Origin of the sequence: Anabaena azotica FACHB-119, from assembly GCF_014697625.1 — a bacterium.
Classification (GTDB): Bacteria; Cyanobacteriota; Cyanobacteriia; order Cyanobacteriales; family Nostocaceae; genus Trichormus; species Trichormus azoticus_A.
Map to the genome: position 1 here is coordinate 21,237 of NZ_JACJSG010000058.1, position 24,883 is coordinate 46,119.

23 protein-coding genes are annotated in these 24,883 nt (G+C 43.7%); 10 read left to right on the top strand and 13 right to left on the bottom strand.

Going from position 1 to position 24,883, the window contains the following annotated elements; translation table 11 throughout:
• Nucleotides 1-89: 89 nt before the first annotated feature.
• Genes H6G83_RS29655 through H6G83_RS29665 form a run of 3 tightly spaced genes read right to left on the bottom strand, consistent with a single transcriptional unit; the run spans nucleotide 90 to nucleotide 3,121 of the window.
• A complete protein-coding gene (locus H6G83_RS29655) occupies nucleotides 90-545 on the bottom strand; it encodes a phage tail protein (RefSeq protein ID WP_190478793.1) in 456 nt (151 codons plus the stop codon).
• A gap of 59 nt (nucleotides 546-604) precedes the next feature.
• Nucleotides 605-2,266, bottom strand: a complete 1,662-nt coding sequence (locus tag H6G83_RS29660; protein WP_190478795.1) for a phage tail sheath family protein — start codon at nucleotides 2,264-2,266, stop codon at nucleotides 605-607.
• 15 nt (nucleotides 2,267-2,281) lie between these two features.
• Nucleotides 2,282-3,121, bottom strand: a complete 840-nt coding sequence (locus tag H6G83_RS29665) for a Pvc16 family protein (RefSeq protein WP_190478797.1) — start codon at nucleotides 3,119-3,121, stop codon at nucleotides 2,282-2,284.
• A gap of 27 nt (nucleotides 3,122-3,148) precedes the next feature.
• Here H6G83_RS29665 and H6G83_RS29670 point away from each other — a divergent pair, with 27 nt between their 5' ends.
• Nucleotides 3,149-3,403 (top strand): hypothetical protein, encoded by a 255-nt coding sequence (locus H6G83_RS29670; protein WP_190478800.1) that lies wholly within the window; start codon nucleotides 3,149-3,151, stop codon nucleotides 3,401-3,403.
• A 346-nt stretch (nucleotides 3,404-3,749) separates the two neighbouring features.
• Here the strand turns inward: H6G83_RS29670 and H6G83_RS29675 are convergent, their stop codons facing one another.
• Nucleotides 3,750-5,720, bottom strand: a complete 1,971-nt coding sequence (locus H6G83_RS29675; protein WP_190478801.1) for a serine/threonine protein kinase — start codon at nucleotides 5,718-5,720, stop codon at nucleotides 3,750-3,752.
• 501 nt (nucleotides 5,721-6,221) lie between these two features.
• On the opposite strand from H6G83_RS29675, the gene H6G83_RS29680 reads away from it, so the two are divergent.
• The 5 genes from H6G83_RS29680 to H6G83_RS29700 all read left to right on the top strand — a co-directional run bounded on the left by H6G83_RS29680 (nucleotide 6,222) and on the right by H6G83_RS29700 (nucleotide 10,965).
• Complete coding sequence (locus tag H6G83_RS29680; RefSeq protein ID WP_190478803.1) at nucleotides 6,222-7,490, top strand: DUF4255 domain-containing protein; 1,269 nt, start codon at nucleotides 6,222-6,224, stop codon at nucleotides 7,488-7,490.
• Nucleotides 7,487-9,475 (top strand): ATP-binding protein, encoded by a 1,989-nt coding sequence (locus H6G83_RS29685; protein WP_190478805.1) that lies wholly within the window; start codon nucleotides 7,487-7,489, stop codon nucleotides 9,473-9,475. The genes H6G83_RS29680 and H6G83_RS29685 overlap by 4 nt, the downstream gene beginning before the upstream one ends.
• Before the next feature lie 360 nt (nucleotides 9,476-9,835).
• The gene (locus H6G83_RS29690) at nucleotides 9,836-9,982 is read left to right on the top strand and encodes a hypothetical protein (protein WP_190478808.1); all 147 of its coding nucleotides are present in this window, start codon (nucleotides 9,836-9,838) and stop codon (nucleotides 9,980-9,982) included.
• A 174-nt stretch (nucleotides 9,983-10,156) separates the two neighbouring features.
• The gene (locus H6G83_RS29695; protein ID WP_190478810.1) at nucleotides 10,157-10,633 is read left to right on the top strand and encodes a hypothetical protein; all 477 of its coding nucleotides are present in this window, start codon (nucleotides 10,157-10,159) and stop codon (nucleotides 10,631-10,633) included.
• A 56-nt stretch (nucleotides 10,634-10,689) separates the two neighbouring features.
• The gene (locus tag H6G83_RS29700; protein ID WP_190478812.1) at nucleotides 10,690-10,965 is read left to right on the top strand and encodes a hypothetical protein; all 276 of its coding nucleotides are present in this window, start codon (nucleotides 10,690-10,692) and stop codon (nucleotides 10,963-10,965) included.
• 43 nt (nucleotides 10,966-11,008) lie between these two features.
• Here H6G83_RS29700 and H6G83_RS29705 read toward each other — a convergent pair whose 3' ends face one another.
• The gene (locus H6G83_RS29705; protein ID WP_190478814.1) at nucleotides 11,009-11,152 is read right to left on the bottom strand and encodes a hypothetical protein; all 144 of its coding nucleotides are present in this window, start codon (nucleotides 11,150-11,152) and stop codon (nucleotides 11,009-11,011) included.
• Between H6G83_RS29705 and H6G83_RS29710 the strand changes: the two genes are divergently transcribed.
• The 3 genes from H6G83_RS29710 (at nucleotide 11,146) to H6G83_RS29720 (ending at nucleotide 14,147) form a co-directional block, all read left to right on the top strand.
• Nucleotides 11,146-11,691: a HEAT repeat domain-containing protein gene (locus H6G83_RS29710; protein ID WP_190478816.1), complete on the top strand. Its 546-nt coding sequence runs from the start codon at nucleotides 11,146-11,148 to the stop codon at nucleotides 11,689-11,691. The two genes, H6G83_RS29705 and H6G83_RS29710, sit on opposite strands and share 7 nt — an antisense overlap.
• A gap of 117 nt (nucleotides 11,692-11,808) precedes the next feature.
• Nucleotides 11,809-12,276, top strand: a complete 468-nt coding sequence (locus H6G83_RS29715; RefSeq protein WP_190478817.1) for a hypothetical protein — start codon at nucleotides 11,809-11,811, stop codon at nucleotides 12,274-12,276.
• A gap of 626 nt (nucleotides 12,277-12,902) precedes the next feature.
• On the top strand, nucleotides 12,903-14,147 hold the full coding sequence (locus H6G83_RS29720; protein WP_190478819.1) for a hypothetical protein: 1,245 nt from the start codon (nucleotides 12,903-12,905) through the stop codon (nucleotides 14,145-14,147).
• A gap of 129 nt (nucleotides 14,148-14,276) precedes the next feature.
• On the opposite strand, the gene secA is transcribed toward H6G83_RS29720, so the two are convergent.
• From secA to surE, 8 genes are all read right to left on the bottom strand, one after another.
• On the bottom strand, nucleotides 14,277-17,069 hold the full coding sequence (secA, locus tag H6G83_RS29725; RefSeq protein WP_190478822.1) for a preprotein translocase subunit SecA: 2,793 nt from the start codon (nucleotides 17,067-17,069) through the stop codon (nucleotides 14,277-14,279).
• 403 nt (nucleotides 17,070-17,472) lie between these two features.
• Nucleotides 17,473-18,015 carry a cytochrome C gene (locus H6G83_RS29730; RefSeq protein WP_190478824.1) on the bottom strand — a complete coding sequence of 181 codons (543 nt, stop codon included), beginning with the start codon at nucleotides 18,013-18,015 and terminating at the stop codon, nucleotides 17,473-17,475.
• Nucleotides 18,016-18,071: 56 nt separating this feature from the next.
• The gene (locus H6G83_RS29735) at nucleotides 18,072-18,437 is read right to left on the bottom strand and encodes a type II toxin-antitoxin system RelE family toxin (RefSeq protein ID WP_190478826.1); all 366 of its coding nucleotides are present in this window, start codon (nucleotides 18,435-18,437) and stop codon (nucleotides 18,072-18,074) included.
• The gene (locus tag H6G83_RS29740) at nucleotides 18,427-18,684 is read right to left on the bottom strand and encodes a type II toxin-antitoxin system RelN family antitoxin (RefSeq protein WP_190478828.1); all 258 of its coding nucleotides are present in this window, start codon (nucleotides 18,682-18,684) and stop codon (nucleotides 18,427-18,429) included. Before H6G83_RS29740 ends, H6G83_RS29735 begins: the two co-directional genes overlap by 11 nt.
• 35 nt (nucleotides 18,685-18,719) lie before the next feature.
• Nucleotides 18,720-19,628, bottom strand: a complete 909-nt coding sequence (locus H6G83_RS29745; protein ID WP_190478829.1) for an AAA family ATPase — start codon at nucleotides 19,626-19,628, stop codon at nucleotides 18,720-18,722.
• Nucleotides 19,629-20,050: 422 nt separating this feature from the next.
• On the bottom strand, nucleotides 20,051-21,139 hold the full coding sequence (locus tag H6G83_RS29750; RefSeq protein WP_190478831.1) for a bifunctional riboflavin kinase/FAD synthetase: 1,089 nt from the start codon (nucleotides 21,137-21,139) through the stop codon (nucleotides 20,051-20,053).
• A gap of 303 nt (nucleotides 21,140-21,442) precedes the next feature.
• On the bottom strand, nucleotides 21,443-22,339 hold the full coding sequence (locus H6G83_RS29755; RefSeq protein ID WP_190478834.1) for an MBL fold metallo-hydrolase: 897 nt from the start codon (nucleotides 22,337-22,339) through the stop codon (nucleotides 21,443-21,445).
• Nucleotides 22,340-22,722: 383 nt separating this feature from the next.
• Nucleotides 22,723-23,520 (bottom strand): 5'/3'-nucleotidase SurE, encoded by a 798-nt coding sequence (gene surE, locus H6G83_RS29760; protein WP_190478836.1) that lies wholly within the window; start codon nucleotides 23,518-23,520, stop codon nucleotides 22,723-22,725.
• 228 nt (nucleotides 23,521-23,748) lie between these two features.
• Between surE and pheS the strand changes: the two genes are divergently transcribed.
• The gene (pheS, locus tag H6G83_RS29765) at nucleotides 23,749-24,741 is read left to right on the top strand and encodes a phenylalanine--tRNA ligase subunit alpha (RefSeq protein WP_190478838.1); all 993 of its coding nucleotides are present in this window, start codon (nucleotides 23,749-23,751) and stop codon (nucleotides 24,739-24,741) included.
• Nucleotides 24,742-24,883: the final 142 nt, after the last annotated feature.

The following is a 24,883-nucleotide window of genomic DNA, read 5'->3' on the forward strand; positions in this document are numbered from 1 at the left end:
GGAGATGAGGGAGAAACCCACCCCTAGCCCCTCCCAGGAGGGGAAAGGGAGAAAAACTATCAACTGTTGACTAATGACTAATGACTAAATTATTTGACACGTTTAACGCCTTCGTGAACTAATTCAATAGTTTCATTAGCCATATCTCCACCAGATGCAGTTAAGGTAGGGCCAGTATATTTACAGGGATAACAATTGACTATGTTCCATCTTGCTTTTTCACTGCCTTGCTGGTCGTAAGCAACTACTGAACCAGTTTTACGGTTCTGCGACCACTGTCTGGGGTCGCCCATGTCTTCGTTACATTTTTGATACCATTGGTACAGGTCTATATCATCAGTAGCTATAACCTTCAGTGTAATATTTGTAAATTTCACAACTGTTGGTGTCGCCTGCCGCATAATTTTACCAGACTTAGATGAACCGTGAACATCCTGCGCTGGCGTACTTTCAACCCCTAGACCACTAATTTCTTTGATGAATTTATCAGTGATTCCATCGGCTTCAAAGTAAAATTTACACGCCGTTAAAAATTCTCCTGCCATACTGGTTTAAACTCCTGTGCAATAAGTGGTATAAAGTACGTTCGCCCTGGGGTATGCTGTTACTGTTCATCTTCGATGCCGTTCCACTGGCTGACGCGGAAGATGACAAATTCCGCAGGTCTGACAGGACAAACTCCAATCTCAATATATAAACGACCTAAAATTCTGGTTTCTGGTGGGTTGAGTTCTTCGTCACACTTGACGTAGAATGCTTGCTGTGGCGTAGCTCCAAACAATGCACCTTCGCGCCAGATTCTTTCTAGGAAGTTGCTGACGGTGCGTCTCACACGCGCCCATAAATCTTCGTCGTTGGGTTCAAATACTACCCATTGAGTACCTAGTTCAATGGATTTTTCAATATAACTAATCAAACGGCGAACACTGATATAACGCCACTCGGTTTTATCTGGTTCAACGAGGGTTCTAGCGCCCCAGATGCGGATACCACGATTGGGGAAGGTGCGAATACAGTTAATTCCCAAGGGGTTTAATAGTTCTTGTTCGCGGAAGTTGGTTTCATAACCTAAACCAATTACGCCTCTGGGTACTTCGTTGGCGGGGGCTTTATAAACGCCTCTGGTTTCATCGGTACGCGCCCAAACTCCCATCATGTGACCGCAGGGAGGAATGAGAATGGGATTACCGCGATCGCGTGGATTGGCAACTTTGATCCAAGGATAATACAAAGCGGCAAACATGGAACGGCGGTTAAATCTATTCAACCATTCCACTACCTGTTGAGGTTTGGCACATTCTGGAGGTGCATCAAGTAACACCATACGATTAGGTGGATTAGGAATATCACCACTGGCTGAACCTTCGCACATACTGATCATCAGTTCCATGATGCCGTGGACTTGATCAATATTTAAAACTTGTGCCTGATATGCTCGCATTAAGTCAGGACAAGCCAGCATGGTGATTTCATCAATCTCAAAAATCCCTCTTACCCCTGTGCGATCGTCGCGTACCCCTTCCAAATCGCTGTACAATCTATCAACTGAAGCGGGGACAATTGGCGGCGCTAGTTCGTATTGTCCATTTGTCGGACGGCGAGATAGAGGCTGTCCACTTTGAGAAATGTCTTCTGCAATCACATACATAGAGTTTCTCAAAGCTGCGACTGCATAAGTGGAAATTGCGGCGGGCGCTTCACGGTTCATGGTTAAGTTCTCGTACTGTTCGAGAATTTCATCACCACGGCGAATCTGCACAGTAAAATACTCACCAGTATTCGGAGGAGCATCTCCTTCTGTCCCTTCTGGTAAAGCACGAGGGCCTCCATCAATAACCAATACATTGATTGCGCCACCGGCTGCTTGTTCAGGGCGTAAGGACAAGCGCAGAGCTGGACGATTGCCTCTACCATTAATTCTTAAGGTGGCGGGTTCTGGGGTTGGTGGCTTGGGTGCGCCTGGTAACTGAGTACCAATGCTAGTCACCCAACAACGACCACCACCATTCATAAAGTAGCCATAGACAGCGAAAGGTAAGTAGGCGTTAAAGTCGGTGAAGCCATCGGAATTAGGACGAGCAAAATAGTTGAGATATTGCGTCCAATTGGTGACTAACATGGGCTTGAATAACTCAGCCCCATCACGAATATCTTCTGTAAAACCGACAAAACCAGCGATCGCCGTACTCACACCTTCAATTGGTCGGCTCCCACGGTCAATTTCTTCAATATAGACACCAGGGGCAAAGTAATCAAGTCTAGCCATAAAAGCAACCTAAATTTATTCAGGAGTTAGTAAGATTTCTTTGAAGGTATAACTTGGGCTATCAACCAAGACATTGACATTCACAGGTAAATAGCCTGGACAATTGACTGTTAAAACATAATTGCCTATACGCAAGTCTTCAAAAAAGAAAATTCCCTCATCATTGCTGACTACAGATTTTTCAGTCCTTAAGACAGCAATTTTTGCATCGACTAAAGGCTGATTAGCTACCGCACTTTTCACAATTCCGGCGATCGCTACTCGTTTGGTAGCAACTGAGCCATTACCATGAGGATGAGATTGATTTTGTAAATTGAAAATTCTTTCCGTAACCAGTGGAACAGGAGTCGCCTGTGGCTCGAAGGGTATTGTCACCATCAGATACAAGCCAGCACGCAAAGGTACATTCAGCGCGCTCCATAAAGAGCCAATCTCAATCGCTGGGTCAAGAGCAACCGTCATAGACAAATTGCCATAACCCCGCAATTCGGGAACTAAAAAATCCTCTTGCAGAGAGCGATGACGCAGCAGCACATTCAAAGCTTCAGTTAACAAGTGATGCTCACCTAAAGCAGTTCTATCCCAAGCTGTTAATAATATAGAGACATCAAACCAACTAGGCGACCAATTGACCGTCGCAGGTTGTAGACTATTGTTCAACTTGCGATCCACTTGTCTACCAGAATGCTGTATTTGTTTACTCTCACGTAAGTCGTAAACATACAAATTGAGAGTCGGCCCTGCACCCTCTTCCCGGCGATGACTAGGATGATTAAAGTCAATTTGCTCGGTACTGCTAAGTGAGGTTCCTCCAGCGAGAATTTCTGCTAATGTTTGAACAACAAAGATAAGCATGAAAGTGTGGGCTGGTAGCTAATCCAGATGTCTCTAGAATATTGGATGAGCCGTTTAAAGGTAATTAGACTTTTGTCGATAATTTTGGCAGGTGACAGTTGTCCTGACTTTTCACGGGATCTGGAAGACCTCTCTCCAAACCTCTCTCCTACAAGGAGAGAGGCTTTGATTTCTCCCCCTTCCCTTGTAGGCTATCCATTACCCGGATCTATCTCAACATTTGTGAGAGTATTCACTCACGTTTTTTCTAACCCTGATTTGTTCGTTGTTGATTCTCAATAAAAACATGGTTTTAGCGAGAAGATAAGGTGCGAATTTGTCAAGCCCCATGAAAAACTGAGTTGGCAAGATGCTTCCTAAGCAAGGGTTTTAAGATTGTAAAGAAAGATGTGGGTAATGGATAGCCAACAAGGAGAGAGGCTTTGATTTCTCCCCCTTCCCTTGTAGGGAAGGGGGCTGGGGGGTTAGGTCTGACGGAGCGCTTTTCCACATAACGTGAAAAGTCAGGTCAGTTGTCAGTTGTCAGTTGACAGTTGACAGTGATAATTAGTTTTTCTCCTCTGCTGGGTTCCCCTCCTGGGAGGGGCTAGGGGTGGGTTGCTCCTCTGCTCCCCCATCTCCCCAGCCCTTAATTTTGCCTTGAGTTCGGTACAGTAGGCGAATCTGAAGAATTTGGCTTTGGTTGTAAGGAAAATATGAACATTCCTAAAAAGAAAGCTAGGATAACTGCTAACCCAATCAATAGATTCCGCCCAAGCATGGGAGAATTTTTTGGTTCCACCTCTTTGTTTGCCCTTGGTTGAAAGATTGTGTTATCTGATGTGTTGTTACTAGTTTGAGAATCAGTAGGTCTTGGTTGATATAAAGTATTGTCCGAGTCGTTGGTTGGCTGATTGTTGTTTTGCCAATTTACTTGGTTTTGACGATATTTTTGCTCGGATGAAGGACGTAGTTGGAAAATTGTCCCGTCGGGTTCTTCTGGTTCTGTTGGTTGTAAAGGTGGGGGAACTGTGTCGTGATTTCCCCCTGGACTGGGTGAAGGACGTAGTTGGAAAATTGTCCCGTCTGGTTCTTCTGGGTTAATTGGTTGTAGCGGTGGGGGAACTGTGTCGTGATTTCCCCCTGAACTGGATGAAGGACGTAGTTGGAAAATTGTCCCGTCGGGTTCTTCTGGTTCTGTTGGTTGTAGCGGTGGGGGAACTGTGTCGTGATTTCCCCCTGGACTGGGTGAAGGACGCATTTGGAACATTGTCCCGTCTGGTTCCTCTGGGTTAATTGGCTGTAGCGGTCGAGGAACTGTGTCGTGATTTCCCCCTGGACTGGGTGAAGGACGCATTTGGAACATCGTTCCGTCTGGTTCTTCTGGGTTAATTGGTTGTAGCGGTCGAGGAACTGTTTCGTTGTTCAACCCTTGATTATAAACAGGTTGGTTTGGTTCCTGTGGATACACAGGTCGAGGGACTGTTTCGTTGTTCAACCCTTGATTATAGACAGGTTGGTTTGGTTCCTGTGGATACACAGGTCGAGGGACTGTTTCGTTGTTCAACCCTTGATTGTAAGCTTGGTTTGGTTCCTGTGGATATACTGGTCGGGGAACTGTTTCCTGACCGAAATTTGGTTGGGGGTGAGGAAGATTTGGTTGTGGCTGTGCATTGGTGTTATCTGTGGGAGCGAGGCTTGCTGCTTGCAAAGCTTGGTTGAGTTCTGCTACCGATGCAAAGCGATTATTGGGGTTTTTGTGTAGACATTTTAGCACTACAGCTTCGATTTCGGGCGATAATTGCTCGCATCCGGGTTGCGATCGCAATGGTGTCGGTGGTTCATAAGCATGAGCTAAAACCCAGGAAGCTTCACTAATATTATTACCCTTCGTACTGAAGCCAAAGGGATCGGCGGCACTTAACATTTCATACAGGATGATTCCTAAACTATAAATATCTGCCCTGATGTCTAGGTTCTGCTTGTTTTGGATCTGCTCAGGTGCAGCGTAGCGGAATGTGCCGATAAATGTACTAGTTAGACTTGTCTGGTCGGAAGAGTCACTACGGATTTTAGCTACACCAAAGTCTAAAATCTTCACCCACTCTCCCAAATCTGTAGGTACAAGGAAGATATTATCGGGTTTGAGGTCACGATGGACTACTTGAATATGTTCATTGCTACCATCTTTTTGCAGCGTCACCCCTTGATGCGCCAACTGCAAGCCCTGACAAACTTGCGAGATAATTTTGACAGTTCGTTCTACAGATAAGCGGTGTTCTCGCAGCAGCAATTGTCGCAATGTTTGACCGCGCAAATATTCCATGACATAAAAGGGATATCCCTCTGGTGTCACTCCACAATCACTAATTCTCACAATGTGGTCACTTTGCAAAGCCGCACAAATCGCTACCTCTCGCTCAAAGCGCTTTCTCATCTCTTGGGAAGCTACCAGCGTATCTTTGAGTAATTTCAATACTACCTGCTGCCCAACACGGGTATCCGTTGCTAATAAGACTTCTCCCATACCACCGGCTGCTAATGGTTTGTCTATCCGGTATCGCTGGTTATCACCTACATAGCGCCCATGCCAATAATTTGAAGAAGGTTGGGAGTTCATCTGATGGCAGCCATCCTATGTTTAATTTCAGATTTTAAGTTGTTAGCAGAAAAAATAATAATTATGACAAATATTGAATCGTCAATACTTGATATGATAGTGATTAATATAATTAAGTTGCACTGAATTTGATTTTCATCTCATATCTTTACCTAAGTCAAGCCAAATATATCGTTTTGATAAGAAGATTTAATAAATAATCAAAATTTTTACTTGAGAAAATTACCGAGAGATTGACCAAGAGTAAGTTATCCAATTTGCTCTAATTAAGTTTTTCTCTGTGTTTTTGCGTGCTGGTGTGTTTTTGAGCAGGATTGGCGATCGCATTTTCCCATCTATAATTTGATCTACCCTGGGACTAATTACTGGCAAGTCTAAGTATAAATTTATCAGAAAATTACGGTTGTTGCTAGGAGAGTGAATGTTAAATTTTTAGCAAAAAGCCTGAAGAAAATTTGGTGGAACCTATGATTAATCTGTGCAGGTGTCTGAGGGATGATGATGAGTAACGCGCTCTCTATAGTTGCTGTAACAGCAGTACTGAAAGACTTGCTAGAGAATGGTTTAGTCAATGACTCTATTACTGCTAGTGTGGGTGATGTGTTGGTTACTGCCCTACCACCAGACTTAATTAAAGTGGGAACTGATGAGCGATCGCAACTCAACTTTTTTCTGTATCATGTAACGCAGAATCGCAACGTTGACTGGGTATCTCCAGAATTTCGTAGCAAGCACTCACGAACCAATAAAACTCAGCGTTCTCTCAATCCACCCTTAGCTTTAGACTTGCACTATCTATTAACCGCTTATGGCGCTAAAGATTTCCAAGCCGAACTGTTGCTAGGATATGCCATGCAACTACTGCACACAACCACCGTTATCACCTCAGAATTAATCGAAAATGCCTTAAAAAATGCCTCCACAAGCAATACTACCAGTTTGATTTCACAAGCTTTAGCTGGCGTGTCTATACCTAAGTTAGCTGAACAAATTGGGCAAATTAAGCTTTCGCCAGAATTTTTGAGCATGGAAGATAATTCTAAAATCTGGTCTTCCTTACAAACTCACTATCGACCTTCAGCTAGTTATTTAGCTTCGATGGTGTTAATAGACAGCCATGAGTCAAATCAATCAGAAGGTGGTTATACAGGATGGAGTGAACCAACTATTGAGCAAGTTACCACACCCACACAAACACAGTCATTAATTTTTGCAGGTAGTACCGTAATTATTCGCGGTAAACGCTTACGTGGTGATGTTACTCGTATCCGACTGGGTAACAGGGAAAAATTATTAGTACCTGAAGATATCAAAGAAACACAAATTAGCTTGAAGTTACCTGATGATTTGTCTGCGGGAATGCAAGCTATACAAGTTGTGCATTTAACTATGGGTAATGGTGGACACAGAGAAAATCTCACATCGAATGTAGCCGCCTTGATTATACATCCCAAAATTTCCGTATCATTGCATCAAGTAATAGATAGCAGCGTAGATTTACGCTCAGTAGAAATCACAGTTAAGTTTCATCCCAAACTGGGGAAAACCCAGCGAGTAGTTTTATTACTTAATGAAATATCCAGTCTAAATAATTTAGCACAATCTATTGTTGTACCGTCACCAGATGAAGATACCGATGTGATGAATATTGTTGTGAACAATATTAAACCGGGGAATTATCTTGTCAGAGTACAGGTAGACGGTGTAGCCAGTCAATTAGAAATGAATCAAACAGGGGAATACTATTCGCCACAGGTAACAATTCCATGAATGGGACAACAAATAATCATCATTGGTATGAGGAGAATGAGCGCTACTTATCTGCAGCTTTAGGCGTAGTACGCGATGCAATTGAAAGATACGCGCAAAAAATGTCGTTATCTGAATCTCCAGAACAACAGAATAGAAAACAAGTTTTAGCAGATACAAAGGCTGCTATGACAAAACCACCCCTATTAGAGCGGTTATGTCAGCTATTCGAGTTAACCGAGTTTGAGCGGGATGTACTGCTGATGTGCGCCTGTATGGAGTTTTATGGTGACTTTGGGAATATATGTGGTTTAGCTCAGGGAGATACACAAAGGGCCTATCCTACTCTAAGTTTAGCCCTAGCAGCATTACCTAACCCCCATTGGGATGCGATCGCCCCTAATGCTAACTTACGGTATTGGCGGTTAATTGAATTGGCTGAGGGTAGAGCGTTAACTCTTAGCCCCCTGCGGATTGATGAAAGAATCTTGCACTATTTGATAGGTGGAGAATATATTGATGAAAGATTAGCAGGTCTTGTCGAACCTTTACCAGAAGCTGGGGAATTAGTCCCATCCCAACAGCAACTAGCCCAGCAAATAGTAGCAGTTTGGATGCAGTCATCCCCAACAAACAAGTTGCCAGTTTTACAGTTATGTGGTATTGAGCCGACGAGTAAACGAGCGATCGCCGCCAAAGTTTGTAAAATGGTGGGTGTAGCGCTGCATATCATGCCCGTTCAAGTTGTGCCATCTGCACCCGCAGAGATGGAAACCCTGCTGCGAGTGTGGGAGCGAGAGTCATTTTTAAGTAACAGTGCCTTACTTGTAGACTGTGACAAAATTGACATGGCAGATTTAACCCGTACCCATACCATTGGACGTTTTCTAGAACGCATCAGTGGTTTAGCCTTTGTCACAAGCAGGGAAAGAATACCAATACAGCAACGCCCCATAGTCAGCTTTGATATTCACAAACCCACCATCGAAGAACAAAGCCTACTCTGGCAAAGTAGTTTAGCCCAGATCCAACCCCAATTAAATGGGCAAGTGAAAAAATTAGCCACCCAATTCAACCTCAGTCCTAACACCATCCGCGCGGCTTGTGCAGAAGTTTTAGGACAATTAACTGGAGGACAGGAACAAGATATCGGTCAAATTCTCTGGGATGCTTGTCGTAAACAAGCCCGTCCTCACCTAGATGAACTAGCCCAACGCATTCCCCCCACATCCACTTGGGAGGATTTAGTATTACCCCCAGCCCAAGCAGAAATGCTACGAGAAATCGCCGCCCATGTGCGTCAACGTGCTACTGTGTATCAAAATTGGGGATTTGCTGCGAAAAATAGTCGTGGGCTAGGTATTAGCGCCTTATTTGCTGGGGCTAGCGGTACAGGGAAAACCCTAGCGGCGGAAGTGTTAGCCCAGGAATTGCACCTCGACCTTTACCGGATCGATTTGTCCTCGGTAGTGAGTAAATATATAGGTGAAACTGAGAAAAATCTACGTCGCGTATTTGATGCTGCCGAAGAAGGCGGAGTTATTCTATTATTTGACGAAGCAGACGCTTTATTTGGTAAGCGTAGCGAAGTTAAAGATAGCCATGACCGTTACGCCAACATCGAAGTTAGCTATCTGCTGCAACGGATGGAAAGCTATCCAGGCTTGGCAATTATGACAACCAACCTCAAGAGTTCTATAGATACAGCCTTCCAGCGACGTATTCGTTTTGTCGTGCAGTTTCCCTTCCCCGATGCAACTCAACGTGCGGAAATTTGGCGACGAGTTTACCCAGCTGATACCCCGACAGATGGTTTAGATGCGAAGAAGTTGGCACAGTTAAGTGTGGCAGGGGGTAATATTCGTAACATAGCCTTAAATGCCGCTTTCCTTGCTGCTGATGCTGATGAACCTGTGCAGATGAAGCACTTATTACGGGCGGCGCGGACAGAATACGCCAAGTTAGAGAAATCCTTGACAGAAGCAGAAATTGGCGGTTGGGTTTGAGAGTTAGGAATGTTAGGGGGGGGAAAGAAGCTTTTGCCTATCCTCTAAAAATTCTCCAAAGGTTGCCTAACAAATAGGATAATTAACCAAGCGATCGCCGATTCTACAGATTGCGTATTTCCCTAGAAGCGATCGCTCTCGATGTGAGTAAACTTAGACTTTAGTCGATAGCGATCGCCGCCTAACAAATTATAAAATCATCTAAACAAAGATAAGCCCCGTCTGGGCTATTAATGGAGAGATGAGCGATCGCCGCCAATGTTCATAAACTTAGACTTTAGTCGAGAGCGATCGCACCCCAACAAGCTGTAAAATTAACTGACAAAATATGCTTCATTACAGCTATGAATGGAGGGAGAAATGAGGGAACATAAGTTTGGATGCAAGAAAGCAAACTCATCAGATGTTTCCCAACCATCGCTCGTCTCGCCTTCAACTCCCACGCTAGCAAATCCTGTGCGGGGCTTTGGTTTGCCTACAAATAATCAACTATCAAGCCAACAATAAGAATTACAGTCTGCTGATGAATTATCTTTAAAACAACAACTCATCCAAGAAAAGCCCCGTGGACAAGACATTAGTCGCATATCTTTTCGTCGTCCCCAAGCAAAGCTGACGGTAGGAGAACCAGGGGATAAGTATGAGCAGGAAGCTGACATAATTGCTCGTCGAGTCATGGCAATGTCAGCGCATACTCTACAACGGCAGATAGCACCAGGAGAACTGCAAACCAAACCTACAGTAGCAGCAATAACTCCCATAGCCCAACAGACTGGCAATATACAACGTCAACAAATACCTCTTCAACCAGGGCCTTGGAATCCGCCGAAAAATCAACCCATACCTTTCTACATAGGCAATGAAGCACATTCGGGCATTGCCGCTCAATACTTAGCTAATCATTCAGGAGATGTTGTATTTACAAACTTTATAACAATATCGACAATTTTAAATACTTTCCGAAGGATGGGGTTGAATCCTCAGATTTCTGCTTTAGCCCAAAGCGATCTTAACTTGAAGCCAGATATTCTCAACGCTTCGCGCCGTCACCTTTATGAAATTAAGCCAGAGTCATCTCAAAACCTAGCTCTAAGTGAAGCTCAGATATACGCTAGAATCTTCGCCAGCGCTGGCATAACCTATCACAAATCGAGCTAAACACTGCTGTATACGAACTGATTCGTTATATTGATGAGACATTAGAACCTGACTCAATGGCAGTTTGGGCATTAACTAAGAGCTACGAGTCGCGCATCTTGCCACACTTAATTGCTCTTCTAGACAGAGTTGTTAATGATACCAATCAAGAAAATTTAACTTACCAAACTTTACTAGGAATAATTAATATTGGTATTCCGTCTAGCTATCAGGATGTGTCTCTAGCAACGATTCGCAAAGCATCTGAGCATGGACATGGCAGAGTACAGGAGACGGCAACAAGATATTTAGAAAATTACTCACAAAATATTCACAAGAATGAATCAAGTTGAGCGGAAATGCCTAACTGAAAGTTGTGTGGGAAGACTCATTCGATTAACGGGCGATCGCAGGCGATCTTCGTAAAGCCAATTGGATTGCAAGTCGAGTAATGGGAATGGTTCTTCCAGGTAAACTTAATACTTCTACTATCAAGCCTGTAAAAGAATCTTTACGGCTAATTAGAGATGAGTATGTCAAAACAAGAAAAAATAGTTGCTTCTTTAATAAAGTATGTTAGTCCTTTGAGTCCGTTTATTTCTATCGAAGAGTTTGAAAAACAAAGACAACAATGGTATCTACAAATTGATGCTGATGATGTGGATATTTTATTGAATCTGCTAGTTGAGGGGCCGAGTCAGACTAAATTTGATATACAAGATATAGAAGAAGTTGGTATAATTGCCTCTGAGGCGATTTCAGCATTTGCACATAAAACAGGGATTAACCTGTTACCGAAAATATTATCGAGATTAAATGAATTTACCAAACTTTTACATATTATTCAACTACTAGGAAGGCTGGGTAATAAAGACGCATTGCCAATTCTTGTTTTGTTGTATAAAACTAAAAAATTAAGTTGTGCTGAAACAATTTATTTGTTTTGGTCAATAGGTCAAACAAGAAGCCCAGAGGCTGTTGAAGTACTGAGAGAAATGAAAGAAAGTCTCTCAGATAATCTGGAATTAAAGGAAAAAATTGATGTTGTGCTAAATGAAATTGCTCAGGGTAACTTGTAGGGTGCTAAGTATAATGCAAGGTTAGCGATAAAACAACGGCTGCAAATTTCCAAAAAGGCTGACTCATCCGCTACTGTCTTAGAAGAGGCTCAGTTTCAACTGAATACTTTACAAAGAATGAATAATCAGGAAATTCAAGCAATATTACATCCGTTATTAGGACAAAAAACTTGGGGTGTTTCTCTAGGATGCGGTAGCTTTCTCACATTAGAATTTGGGCAACCGTTACCACCTAGTGATGAGAATCAAAAAATTCATGGAGAATGGCACTTATGGCTTTATAACTGTGCATGGCGAGTAGAAGAAGATGAAAAAATTCTCGCAGCCTCTGGAGATGAACGAGATCAGATGGAAACGGCAGTTCATCGTTTAGACAATCTAACCTTGCATTCTATTGAACTATTATCCCCTGCCTGTGATGCGGTTTTTACCTTTGAACAGCAGGTAATACTAAGAGTGTTTGCAATTTACTCTCAAGATTATGAGCATTGGTTGCTTTATACTCCAGATGGTAATGTCCTTTCTGTTGGGCCTGGGAGTCATTGCTCCTATGAGAGTAGTAGAGCAATTCCTGCTGGAGATTAATATTACTTAACGACTTCCTCCCCAAAGTTGGTAACTCGACTATGGCGCGAGATATGAAGTTGGGGTAGAGTTGGAAAAGACTAGACTAAAGTCTAACTAATCCCTCCCATAGCTGGATGAGATAATATTTTATCAGTTAAGACGAGAAGCCCAAAACTCTGTCTCTTTAGAGCAGAGATGTAAGGCGAACGGCAATTTTAATTGCCGTGTTTATGGTAAAATTGACAATAGTGGCAGGGTAATCAACCACAATAAAAACCCATTTGCTGCCTAACAAGCAGACGCTGAACCTTGACAACTGAATCTAGGAGGTTCTACTTCAGAGTTCTAGTATCACCTGGAAGTAGGTAAAAGATTCACAGGTACTAGACGAACAGCATTGTACAGAAGCGATTAATCGCGTCTCTACCAAACAAATTTTGCACTCATGCAACTAGGGTAGGGCATACCCGAAGTTAACGCTTGGGGAGAGAACCACCTCTAGTCCTAGATACCGCAAGGAGTCTAGGCTAAGTGGACTCGTGGAACCAAGAATCTCCTGACTTTTTACAAAAATGAGCGATAGCGAAATTTTTGTAGTCAGGAGAGTGTCAAATTGATTACCTTGTTGATTTGTGAGGTTAGCGATGAAACAACGGCAGCAAATTCTCAAAAAGGGTGACTCATCCGCTACTGTGTCACAAGAGGCTCAGTTTCAATCGCAGCCATTAAAGCAGAAAACACAACAGCCGACAAATACGCCGCTTTCACAAACGGAAGTGGAAAATCAAGAGTTTCAACAACACAAACTTGAGGCGACAAGATTATCAATTCAAGCTAAACATGGCACTATCACCCCAGAGGGACAGACACAACTGACTTTGCTACAAGCCAAGATGAATGATGTGCTGCAAAGACGAGTTCAACAAAGTGCTGGGTTTGGTCATAATCTGGAGAAAATCGCCCTGCATCATCCTGATAGAATACCAACTGTGCAACCAAAGTTGGCGATCGCACAACCAGGGGACAAATACGAGCAGCAAGCAGATCAAGTTGCAGCCACCGTAGTTAACCAAATTAATCAAACAACTATCCAAAAACAAGGCACAACTAGCCAAAATCAACAAGCCAATGTGGAAGCAGCAAATAACAGCGCCGCCGACCCAAAACAAACATTCCTCAGTAATTATGCAGTAGCTAAAGAATTGGTTCAAGGGATAGATGAGACTTTACCACAGGAAAAAATTCTTGACCAACTCTTAAATAATTTTAAGAATATATCATTCAAATACACAATGACTTACAAACAAGGTATAACTCTGTTAAAAGGAACCAGAGAAGGTGATTGTAGGACATTGGCGGAAGCTTTTCAAACAGTAGCACAAGAATATTTTGGTATTCAAAATGTCACAATTGCACAAATCAAGAAGCCTTTCTTAAGTGAAGCACCTGATACTATTTACCAAGGCAGAAAACGCAATTGTGATAACGGTAAACGGTGGTTTTTCCAAAATCATTATTGGGCTAGTTGGAACAACAAAGTATATGATGTTTTATTCCTCAGCAATAAACGCCCAGAAGTAGACATGGCAAGGCAAGAAAGCCCGCTAAAGTCAATGTTTATGCCAGAGGGAGAATATTTTGAAACCGAGAAGGGTAAAGTTGTCTATCCCCGTGGTTATGAATATTTAACTGTTGAATTGGGGATGTTTGAAAAGTTGAAAAACTTTGTGAATAACCTTGGTAGATGGTTAGCCAGGGATATGAGTTCAATTATCAATGAAATCAAGAAATTGTTAAGTAGGGGTGGCAACAACAACAGTGATTTTGAATCTTTAATGAGAGACGTGCAGAACAACAGAATGAATGAAATTAATTCAAATAATCGTTGACAGGTGACAGTTGACAGGTTATTTCCACTCATTAACCCTCCGCGCCCCTCTGCGTTAAACAACAAAGACGCTAAAAACACTTTGCGTTTTAGCGCCTTTGCGTGAAACATAATTATCTGTGATACTCAGTTACACCATCTCAGAAGAAGTTTGCACCACAGGCTGAGGCTGAGGCTGGAACATGAACAACGAATAAACCACATCTCGACGGATATTCACCATCATATCCAAGAACAACTCATAACCCTCACTCTTATACTCAATGAGCGGGTCTTTCTGCCCATAACCACGCAAACCTACAGACTCGCGCAAAGCATCCATCTGTTGCAAGTGTTCCCGCCACAGGGTATCAATACGCTGCAAGATAAAGAAACGTTCAGCTTGCCGCATCAAACCCGGCTGAATTTGGTCAATTTGAGCTTCCTTTAGGTCGTAAGCGATGCGTACCTGTTCATGGAGGAACGCCTTAATCTCACTCACACCCATGTCCTCTAATTGACTCGCCTGCATATCCGATAACAGATAGACAAACTCCTTGACCTTATCCACCAACTTATCTAATTCCCATTCTTCCGAGGGCAAATCAGCGTTAATGTAGTAGTCAACGATTTCATCCATCGTTTTTTCAGCGTATTTAATTACCTGTTCCTTCAGGTCTTGACCTTCAAGTACGCGGCGACGTTCGGCGTAGATAGCGCGACGTTGGTTATTCATTACCTCGTCGTACTCAAATACTTGCTTACGGATGTCGTAGTAGTAGGTTTCAACTTTCTTTTGTGCGCCTTCCAAACTGCGAGTTAACATCCCCGACTCAATGGGCATATCATCTTCTACATTGAAGGCTTCCATTAAACCTGCGACGCGATCGCCACCAAAGATCCGCAGTAAGTTATCCTCTAAACTGAGGAAAAATCTCGTTGAACCAGGGTCGCCTTGTCGTCCGGCGCGTCCCCGCAACTGGTTATCTATCCGCCGTGACTCATGGCGTTCTGTACCAATTACGTGTAAACCACCCCGTGATACTACCTCATCATGTTCGCTGCTGGTAAATTCTTCATACTCTTGCTTAATGCGCTTGTAAGCATCACGCATTTTCTGAATTACTGGGTCGTCGGTGGGGGCTTTTTCGGCTGCTACTGCGATCTTATCTTCTGCTTCCAGTTCTGGTAAAGAGCGATCGCCATATTCCCGCACCGCAAAATCGACTGCTTCTTTTAACAGTTGTTCTGCTTCCTTCGACAGTTGAGTGGGGAATATTTCCGGTGAAGCCTTCCAAGTCTTTACCTTTCTCCCTGGAACAAAGCCTTGACCTGCACCATGTCCTGCTGGTAAACCAGATGCCCTTTGTACAGCAAATACATCTTCATCATCTGGGCGGACAATGCGCGGCATCAAGTATTCCCGCAACTTCAACCGCGCCATGTATTCAGAGTTACCACCCAGGATGATATCTGTACCCCGTCCCGCCATGTTGGTGGCGATGGTGACAGCGCCCCTACGTCCGGCTTGGGCGACAATTTCCGCTTCCCGTTCCACGTTTTCGGGACGGGCGTTGAGTAGTTCGTGGGGAATACCTTGTTCTCTTAGGAGTTGACTGAGGTATTCGGATTTTTCCACACTGGTAGTACCTACAAGCACAGGTCTACCGAGTTCGTGCATCTCCGCACATTCTCGCGCGATCGCCTGCCATTTGCCTACCTCTTTCTTAAATACCAAGTCAGACATATCTTCCCGTTTTCTGACTCTGTTGGTAGGAATTATGGTTACTTCCAGCTTATAAATTTTTTCAAACTCAGCTTCTTCCGTCTTCGCCGTTCCCGTCATCCCCCCTAACTTGGGATACAATAAGAACAAGTTTTGATAGGTAATTGTCGCGAGAGTTTGGGTTTCTGGCTGAATATCTACGTGTTCCTTCGCTTCAATTGCTTGGTGTAAACCATCACTCCAGCGTCTTCCCGGTAACACCCGTCCGGTAAATTCATCCACAATTACCACTTCCCCATTGCGGACGATATAGTTAACGTCCTTGAGGAAAAGTTCTTTAGCCTTAATAGCGTTGAAAATAAAGTGCGCCCAAGGGTCTTCCGGGTCAAATAAATCTTTTACGCCTAACAGTTCTTCCGCTTCTGCGAAACCTTCATCACTCAGCAGTACGTTACGAGCTTTTTCATCAACCTCGTAATGTTCATCTTTTTGCAGCGTCAGAGCAATTTCCGCCGCTTGGATGTATTTTTCCGTAGGTCTTTCTACCTGACCAGAAATAATTAGCGGTGTCCGCGCTTCATCAATGAGAATTGAATCTACCTCGTCAATTACGCAATAGTTAAACGGACGCTGTACCACCTCAGCCATTGAGGTAGCCATATTATCCCGTAGGTAGTCAAAACCCACTTCACTATTAGTCACGTAAGTAATATCACAATCGTAATTTTTCTTACGTTCTGTGGGAGTCATGCTGGCTTGAATTAGCCCCACACTCAAACCCAGGAAACGATGCACCTGTCCCATCCATTCCGCGTCCCGACGAGCCAGGTAATCGTTTACAGTAATTACGTGAACACCCTTACCAGTCAGAGCATTGAGATAACTAGGTAAGGTAGCCACTAGGGTTTTACCTTCACCAGTTTTCATTTCTGCGATTTGCCCAGAGTGGAGAATGACACCACCCAAAAGCTGAACATCAAAGTGCCGCAACCCTAAGACTCGCCGTCCTGCCTCTCTTACCACAGCAAAGGCTTCTGGCAGGATATCATCTAAAGTTTCGCCTTTGGCAAGTCGCTGTTTAAACTCTGCTGTTTTACCTTTTAAATCTTCATCAGACAGAACTTTAATCTCTTCTTCCAAGAGATTAATTTCCGTAATGTACGGTTGGTATTTTTTGAGCTTCCGAGCGTTGGGATCGCCCAACAAGAGTTTTAGCATGGCAAGTTACAGAACTAAATCGAGGGGATGGGAATGAGAGGGAATTGGCTATTGAATATAAGAATTTAACCCTATCCAAACATTTTGGTTATGGATGGATATGCAATGAAAATTAACTCAACAACAGAAATGTTGATTTAGCCAGTTTACTAAACGAGCGTTTTTATTCGCAGTTTAAAATTGAGACTGTTCTAATAGTATCATTTCACCCCCCAATGAGGCAGAGAACGCCGATCCTTGGTAAGTAGGAATATCCGATGGGGGAAAGAGGGGAAGGGGGAAGGGGGAAAGAGGGGAAAGGGGAAGGGGGAAAGGGGAAAGGGGAAGGGAAGAAGCCTTTAACCTCTCTCAACTGTCAACTGATAACTGATAACTGATAACTGATAACTGTCAACTGATCCCTCTACTTCTCCCATTCAGCACTGAGGCGACGGTAATTATACTCACTTGCACCGGGATGGCAGGTGACACAACTATTTAACTGCACGGGGCGAGGTAATTTTACTTTGGGGTGCAATGCTTTAAAATAACGAGAATTTGTAAGGCGATAGGGGATTTCTTCGTCTGGTAGCTGGGGACGGGAAAAGGTGGAAAGATATCGCCAAACTAGGGCGCGTGGTGGGTCGATTAAGGGTTTGAGTTGTACGCCATAATGCTGTGAATCTTGTAGGAGGTTGCGCCAAGTTTCGCTGGGTAAAACCGCAGGTGGGATACCAATGTGACAAGTAGCACAATTTTCTAAATAAAGTTCTTGACCCAGTTGTTGTCCTGGGGGGATGACATCAACAGTGCCAATTTCTGCTGTGGGTGTAGCACTGTGGGCGCTTGTGGCTAAGGCTAACAACCAACCCATAGCTAAACTCCAGGTGAGAATAATCACAATTAAACCTAGAGGTCGGCGTTTGAGTGAGCGAGTACGGGACTTCTTTCTTACCAGATTTGACATTCCTCACATTCCCAGATACGTAGATGTGGCACTTGTTGCTTTATCATAAGACGTACCTAAGTTGACTCACCATAAAAGTCAGCCATAATCTCTCGCAGTTCATTTAAACCGATATCTTCTCTGTCAGACTTAGAATAAATTGCTAGTAGCAAGATACTTGTCGGGGACTCAACTTGATATATCAGCCTGTATCCCGCACTTTTACCTTTTTGAATGTTACTGTTGCGGACTCTCACCTTGTAAACAATGTATTCCTCGCCAAAACCTGCAATTCTGTCTCCGGCAAAGTTCCCTTGCTGTAATTGCTCGATAATTGGTTGAACATCAGAGCGAATATTGCGAAATCTTTTAGATAGTTCGCGTAAGCTTTTTTGATATTCAGGAGTTAAATCGATGAATACCAATGGCTGTTCATTCGGCATCAATTCCCTCCCACATTTGGGATAGGGGTATACGTTTTCCCTCTTTAGCTTCTTGTAATGACCTCCTCAAGCTGGCTTTAATTTCTTCAATCGGGGTATCATCAGGGTCAATCTCTTCTGTTTCCTCCTGTTCGGGAACTAAGACAATTACCCGCACTTGATGAGGGTAAGTTGTGCCTTGAATTGGCTGGTCTAGAATGAGATTGCCCTGAGAATCAATTTTGCCAGTAACTTCGATCGCCTTCATGACCATCACCTCATTTTGTAGGCGATCCTAACAGATTAAGGTATGGGGAGCGATCGCAATAATCTATCAACTATACTTCTGGCATTACGTCCGCCTCTGGGAATTAAGCGATGGCAAAGCACATAAGGCGCTAAAAATTTTACATCGTCAGGAATAGCATAGTCACGCCCTAACAAAAATGCTAATGCTTGGGTAGCTTTTTGCAGGGCGACAGTCCCCCTTGGACTCACACCCAAGGTAATTTCTTCATCTTGGCGTGTAGCCCGAACCAATTCCAGAATGTATTGCTGTAAAACAGTTTCTACTTTGACTTGAGAACACAATTCTCGTAATTGTGATACCTCTGCCAAGGTCATACAAGGTTGTAAATCACCCACCTTGACACCATGTTGGAGATTTTGCAACATTTGTAATTCTTCATCTGCCCCAGGATAACCCAAGCTTAAGGACAACATAAACCTGTCCATTTGGGCTTCTGGGAGGGGAAATGTACCTTGATATTCAACGGGGTTCTGGGTAGCAATGACGAAGAAAGGGTAAGGAACTGGCCGGGTAACTCCGTCAACAGTCACCTGATGTTCTTCCATCACTTCCAGCAAAGCCGACTGGGTGCGGGGGGTGGCGCGGTTGATTTCGTCTGCTAGCACAATATTGGCAAACACTGGCCCAGCCATAAAACTAAATTCGCCGCTTTTGGGGTTCCAGATGTTAGTCCCTGTGATATCTGTGGGTAGTAAATCAGGAGTACATTGTAGCCTTTGGAATGTGCCATCCAGTGAACGGGCTAGGGACTTGGCTAAAAGAGTTTTGCCTACTCCAGGGACATCTTCTAGTAAGGCATGACCACCACCTAAAAGTGCCACTAAAACTAAACGTATGGCTTCAGTTTTGCCAACAATGGTAAGGTTCAGATTTTGGGTTAAAGCGTCAATTTTTTCTCTCATGCAATACAGAGGATGGTGATGGGGCTATAACTGACATCTTGCACCTTCTCAATAAGCTAGTGGCGATGCACTCCCCACCCTACGAAATCATAAGGGTTTCAAGCTCAGATTTTCGCAATAACAGAGTGGTGCAAGATATGAGATAAGAAACTGGAATGGAGAATAACCTATGCCCTATTCCCCATTCCTGTATTTACAGTGTTCCCACTTAATCAATGCAAAATTCACATTTTGTCAGTTATCAGTTGTCAGTTATCAGTTATCAGTTATCAGTTGTCAGTTGTCAGTTATCAGTTGTCAGTTGTCAGTTGTCAGTTGTCAGTTATCAGTTATCAGTTGTCAGTTGTTAAAGGCTTCTTCCTTTCCCCTTTCCCCTTTCCCCTTCCCCCTTTCCCCCTTCCCCTTTCCCCTTTCCCCCTTCCCTACACCCTAATTAAAACTTGTCTAGCGACAGTACAATCTTGTTGAATTTGCGCTTTTAAGGCATCTAGGGAGGGAAATTTTTGTTCTGGGCGTAGAAATTCTATTAGCTGCACCGCTAATTGTTTACCATATAAATCTCCAGACCAATCGAGCAGATGCACTTCTACTGATGAATATGTACCATTGACTGTGGGGCGGTTGCCAATATTCATCACTCCTAAAATTTCTGGTGGTAAATTTGCATCTGGTGTTTGTGCCAAGATTTTGACACGAACGGCGTAAACTCCTTGACGGGGAATGAACTTATCTTTTGGTAGTTCCAGGTTGGCTGTAGGGACACCGATGGTTCTACCGAGTTGTTTACCTTCAACCACCAAGCCGATGAGGGTGTAGGGTCTTCCTAAGAAGCGGTTGGCATTTTTGAGGTCGCCTGTTTCTAAAGCTTGACGAATTAGTGAGGTACTAATGGGGGCATCCTCTAGAGTTTCAAAACTACCACAGTTGCTATCTCGCGGAAATTGTCCTTGGGGAGTTTTTAAGGGTACTATGGTAACAGGAATTTGGTATTTTGCGGCAATTAACTGCAAATCCCTGGCAGTACCACGACGCTCTTTGCCGAAACAAAAATCTTGCCCGACGCTAATGTGCTGACAGCGTAGTTGTTGCACCAGAATTTTTTCCACAAACTCTTCCGGCGACAAAGCTGTTAATTCTTTGTCAAAGGGTAGCACTACTAGTTGGTCTACCCCAAGCGATCGCAATTGTTGTACTTTCTCATCTAAGGGAGTTAACCAAGTCCGGGGTTGTCCGGTAAAAAACTCTTGGGGATGAGGGCGAAAAGTGACAACTGTTGAGTATATCCGTTCTTGTGGTGTTGCTGAAGGGCTGCGGGTTGGGGCTAATGGGTCATTCCCAGCCTCTCCCCTTGTTTGTCCGCTCCTTGTTGGCTGTAAAACTGGTTGAATGACTCTTTGATGGCCAAGATGCACTCCATCAAATTTACCAAGAGCAACAGCCGTTGGCGTAAGAACCAGTTCGTTTCCAGAAGCAACCCACACAGAACACCCATTTTGAGACAGATTTAGCACTTGGATTTTGGGATTTGAGGTTTATTTAACTATCAGTTAGTTGCACAATACCATATACCAATTTGGGATTTTAGATTTGGAATTTTGCGGAAAGTTGCGTGGGCGGCTATGCCGACTTGTTCGCGCAGCGTCTCGGAGAGAGCAAACTTTCCAAGACAGATTCAAAACCTTGATTCATAGTCTATTTCAGCAATTTGAAACAAGGCTACCTATCGCAAACATGGTATTACAGGTACAATCTAGGGCTGATAGTTCCTTATCACCAATCTAATCTAAAATCTACAATTACTCCGATGGCAAATTTTAACCTAAAAAATTACTAACCCGAAAAGATTCTGATAAGGGAACTGACACAGGAACCTGAAGTACCATTCCTTCCCTTGCCATAATTGCGCCAGAAAACTTGGCGAATGCTTGTGCGCCTACCTGATCTAAAAAATTATCATCATGGGCAGGGTCATGATGATAAATGACTAATGTTTTGACATTAGCCGCTTTTGCTAATTTGACAGCCTCTTGCCAAGTCGAATGTCCCCAGCCAATTTTCGGCGATGTGGGAGAATGATATTCTTCGTCGGTGTAGGTGGAATCATAAATCAGGATGTCGGCATTGCGAGCTAACTGTAGGACATTTTCATCCAATTTATCGGGAAAATGTTCTGTATCGGTGATATAAACCGCCGCACCACCGCGCCAGTTAACTCGATAACCTACAGCTTCACCTGGATGGTTGAGCGGTGCTGTTTCGATAGTAATCTCATGGAGATGGATGGGTTTTCCTGGCTCCACATCGTGAAATTGCAGGTTAGCTTGCATGATTTGCAAAGGTACGGGAAAATTAGGATGGAGCATTTGATCGTTGAGCCGTTGTTCTACAGTCGAACCATCAGGAGCGATCGCACCATAAATATGAAAATCATTCCCTTTAACAAACCCAGGCACGAAAAAGGGAAACCCCTGCATATGATCCCAGTGGGAATGAGTGAAAAACAGATGCGCCTCTATAGGCATTTGACGCAATAAAGATTGACCCAAAACGTGCAGTCCTGTACCGCCATCGAAAATTAAGCGTTTACCTGCTACCTGCATCTCCACACAAGGAGTATTGCCACCGTAGCGGACTGTATTTGGCCCTGGACAGGGGATGCTACCACGAACTCCCCAAAATTGCACAGTAAATTGGTTCTCTATCCTTGACATGGGTATTGTTTGCTGGACTGAGCGGGCATAAACACAAGTGTGTAGCTTGTTTTGTCGAATCTATGCTGTTTTACCGTATAGAGATAGAGAATAAGGTTGTTGGTAGAACAGCATACATTGTTTTCGGTAGACCATGTTAACTAGGTGAGGTAACACAAGGCTCCTACCTCATTATTCCCAAAATTGATGTATCAGTAATATCAAGAAGGCTCATAACTTTATAGCCTAAATTTTCTTGTGTTGGGGATTGGGGATTGGGGATTGGGGATTGGGGATTGGGGAGTGTAGGTTTTAATGAAGGAATTAGCTATGACTTAATAACAACCAAAGACAGAATAATCATTCCTTACACCCCTATACCCTTGCACCCCTACACCCCTAATTTACGACAAGGAGAAATTCCAATCAGATAATTTATCTAGTCCGGTGGCGTAGGTAAGGTTGTATTGTAATGGCGTGATGCTGATGTAGTTATTACGCACTACATGAACATCAATGGGTACTTGTTGGGGCAGGTTTAAACCTTCTGGGGGTTCGACTTCTTCTAAAACCTCTCCAGTTAACCAGTAGTAAGTTTTCCCACGAGGGTCAATACGCTTGTCGAAAACGTCAACATAACGCCGTACCCCTTGGCGAGTGAGTTTAACGCCAGCAATTTCTTCCCATTGCACAGCCGGGATATTCACGTTCAGTAACATCAAATCGGGGATGGGTTTGACCGCTAGTTTTTCTACTAGGATGGTGGCAAACTTCGCCGCAGGTTGAAAGTCTCTGACAAGGTGGCTGGTTAAGCTAAAAGCAATGCTGGGGATACCTTCAATCATGCCTTCCATCGCCGCAGACACCGTACCAGAATACAAGATTTCCGTTCCTAAATTCGCACCTTGATTAATTCCAGAGAGAACTAAATCAGGGGGAGAATCTAATAAAGCCCAAAGTGCCAATTTCACACAGTCGGAGGGAGTACCATCACAAGCCCAAGCTTTGATGCTGGGATGAAAAATTGACTCGACAATTTCGGCGCGAATAGGTTGGTGTAAAGTCAGTCCATGACCAGTAGCCGATCGCTCTCTATCTGGACAGACTACAGTTACATCATGGCCAGCCTCAGCTAAAGCGTTAGCTAGAGTACGAATACCCAATGCGGAAATGCCGTCATCATTGCTAATTAGTAGTTTCATGGTTATTAGTCAATAGTCCATAGTCAATAGTCCATAGTCAACAGTCAACAGTCAACAGTTAAAGATTCGACCATAAAAGATACTCCTATTGCCGATCGCCTCTAAACTGGTAAAAAGAGCTATGCTTTTAACCCTTGTCTTGGGTTAATTAATGGCATACTACTAAAGTTATTTGTCGAATAGTCCAAAACTGTGGACTATTGACTATTGACTATGGACTATTGACTAATGACTAGCAACTTAGAAGCTCAACTTTTAGCATTGCGGCAGGAAGGAGAAGAGGCGATCGCCGCCGCCAATACCCTCGAACGTCTGGAGGAACTCAGAGTCAATTATCTGGGTAAGAAAGGGCAACTGGGGGCGTTGCTGCGGAGTATGGGGCAGATGAGTGCGGAGGAACGGCCGAAAATCGGAGCGATCGCCAACACGGTCAAGGAAGCCCTACAAGCTAGTTTAGACCAGCAACGCGCTACTCTGGAATCTGCCCAAATTCAGGCGCAGTTAGACGCGGAAACGCTTGATGTCACTATGCCGGGTATTTACCGTCCCCAAGGGCGTATTCATCCCCTAAATGGTATTATCGACCGGGCGCTAGATGTCTTTGTCGGCTTGGGTTACACGGTGGCGCAAGGGTATGAGATGGAGACAGATTACTACAATTTTGAAGCTCTTAATACCCCGCCAGACCACCCCGCCCGTGATATGCAGGATACCTTCTACCTGCCAGATGGTAATCTCTTACGGACTCATACCTCATCTGTACAAATTCGTTACATGGAAAAAGAGGAACCACCAGTAAGAATTGTGGCTCCAGGGCGAGTTTATCGGCGCGATAATGTGGATGCTACCCACTCGGCAGTTTTCCATCAAATTGAACTGTTAGCTATTGATGAAGGGTTAACTTTTACCGACCTCAAAGGCACTATTAAGGTGTTCTTACAAGCGATGTTTGGTGAGTTACCAATTCGTTTCCGCGCCAGTTATTTCCCCTTCACCGAACCCTCGGCTGAGGTTGATTTGCAGTGGAATGGGCGCTGGCTAGAGGTGATGGGTTGCGGAATGGTCGATCCCAACGTGATGAAAGCTGTAGGTTATGACCCAGAAATTTACACTGGCTTTGCTGCTGGTTTTGGCGTAGAACGTTTCGCAATGGTATTACACCAAATCGATGATATTCGTCGTTTGTATGCTAGTGATTTACGCTTTTTAAGGCAGTTTTAAAAATTGGTAATTGGTAATTGGTAATTGGTAATTGGTAATTGGTAATTGGTAATTGGTAATTGGTAATTGGTAATTGGTAATTGGTAATTGGTAATTGGTAATTGGTAATTGGTAATTGGTAATTGGTAATTGGTAATTGGTA

Coding starts and splice junctions, on each gene's coding strand:
- H6G83_RS29745 (WP_190478829.1), bottom strand. CDS start 19,628: ATGAGAGAAAAAATTGACGCTTTAACCCAAAATCTGAACCTTACCATT.
- H6G83_RS29680 (WP_190478803.1), top strand. CDS start 6,222: ATGAGTAACGCGCTCTCTATAGTTGCTGTAACAGCAGTACTGAAAGAC.
- H6G83_RS29710 (WP_190478816.1), top strand. CDS start 11,146: ATGTCAAAACAAGAAAAAATAGTTGCTTCTTTAATAAAGTATGTTAGT.
- H6G83_RS29670 (WP_190478800.1), top strand. CDS start 3,149: ATGTCTCTAGAATATTGGATGAGCCGTTTAAAGGTAATTAGACTTTTG.
- H6G83_RS29655 (WP_190478793.1), bottom strand. CDS start 545: ATGGCAGGAGAATTTTTAACGGCGTGTAAATTTTACTTTGAAGCCGAT.
- H6G83_RS29695 (WP_190478810.1), top strand. CDS start 10,157: ATGTCAGCGCATACTCTACAACGGCAGATAGCACCAGGAGAACTGCAA.
- H6G83_RS29715 (WP_190478817.1), top strand. CDS start 11,809: ATGAATAATCAGGAAATTCAAGCAATATTACATCCGTTATTAGGACAA.
- H6G83_RS29675 (WP_190478801.1), bottom strand. CDS start 5,720: ATGAACTCCCAACCTTCTTCAAATTATTGGCATGGGCGCTATGTAGGT.
- H6G83_RS29730 (WP_190478824.1), bottom strand. CDS start 18,015: ATGTCAAATCTGGTAAGAAAGAAGTCCCGTACTCGCTCACTCAAACGC.
- H6G83_RS29700 (WP_190478812.1), top strand. CDS start 10,690: ATGGCAGTTTGGGCATTAACTAAGAGCTACGAGTCGCGCATCTTGCCA.
- secA (WP_190478822.1), bottom strand. CDS start 17,069: ATGCTAAAACTCTTGTTGGGCGATCCCAACGCTCGGAAGCTCAAAAAA.
- H6G83_RS29665 (WP_190478797.1), bottom strand. CDS start 3,121: ATGCTTATCTTTGTTGTTCAAACATTAGCAGAAATTCTCGCTGGAGGA.
- H6G83_RS29685 (WP_190478805.1), top strand. CDS start 7,487: ATGAATGGGACAACAAATAATCATCATTGGTATGAGGAGAATGAGCGC.
- H6G83_RS29755 (WP_190478834.1), bottom strand. CDS start 22,339: ATGTCAAGGATAGAGAACCAATTTACTGTGCAATTTTGGGGAGTTCGT.
- H6G83_RS29735 (WP_190478826.1), bottom strand. CDS start 18,437: ATGCCGAATGAACAGCCATTGGTATTCATCGATTTAACTCCTGAATAT.
- H6G83_RS29720 (WP_190478819.1), top strand. CDS start 12,903: ATGAAACAACGGCAGCAAATTCTCAAAAAGGGTGACTCATCCGCTACT.
- pheS (WP_190478838.1), top strand. CDS start 23,749: ATGACTAGCAACTTAGAAGCTCAACTTTTAGCATTGCGGCAGGAAGGA.
- H6G83_RS29690 (WP_190478808.1), top strand. CDS start 9,836: ATGAGGGAACATAAGTTTGGATGCAAGAAAGCAAACTCATCAGATGTT.
- surE (WP_190478836.1), bottom strand. CDS start 23,520: ATGAAACTACTAATTAGCAATGATGACGGCATTTCCGCATTGGGTATT.
- H6G83_RS29740 (WP_190478828.1), bottom strand. CDS start 18,684: ATGAAGGCGATCGAAGTTACTGGCAAAATTGATTCTCAGGGCAATCTC.
- H6G83_RS29660 (WP_190478795.1), bottom strand. CDS start 2,266: ATGGCTAGACTTGATTACTTTGCCCCTGGTGTCTATATTGAAGAAATT.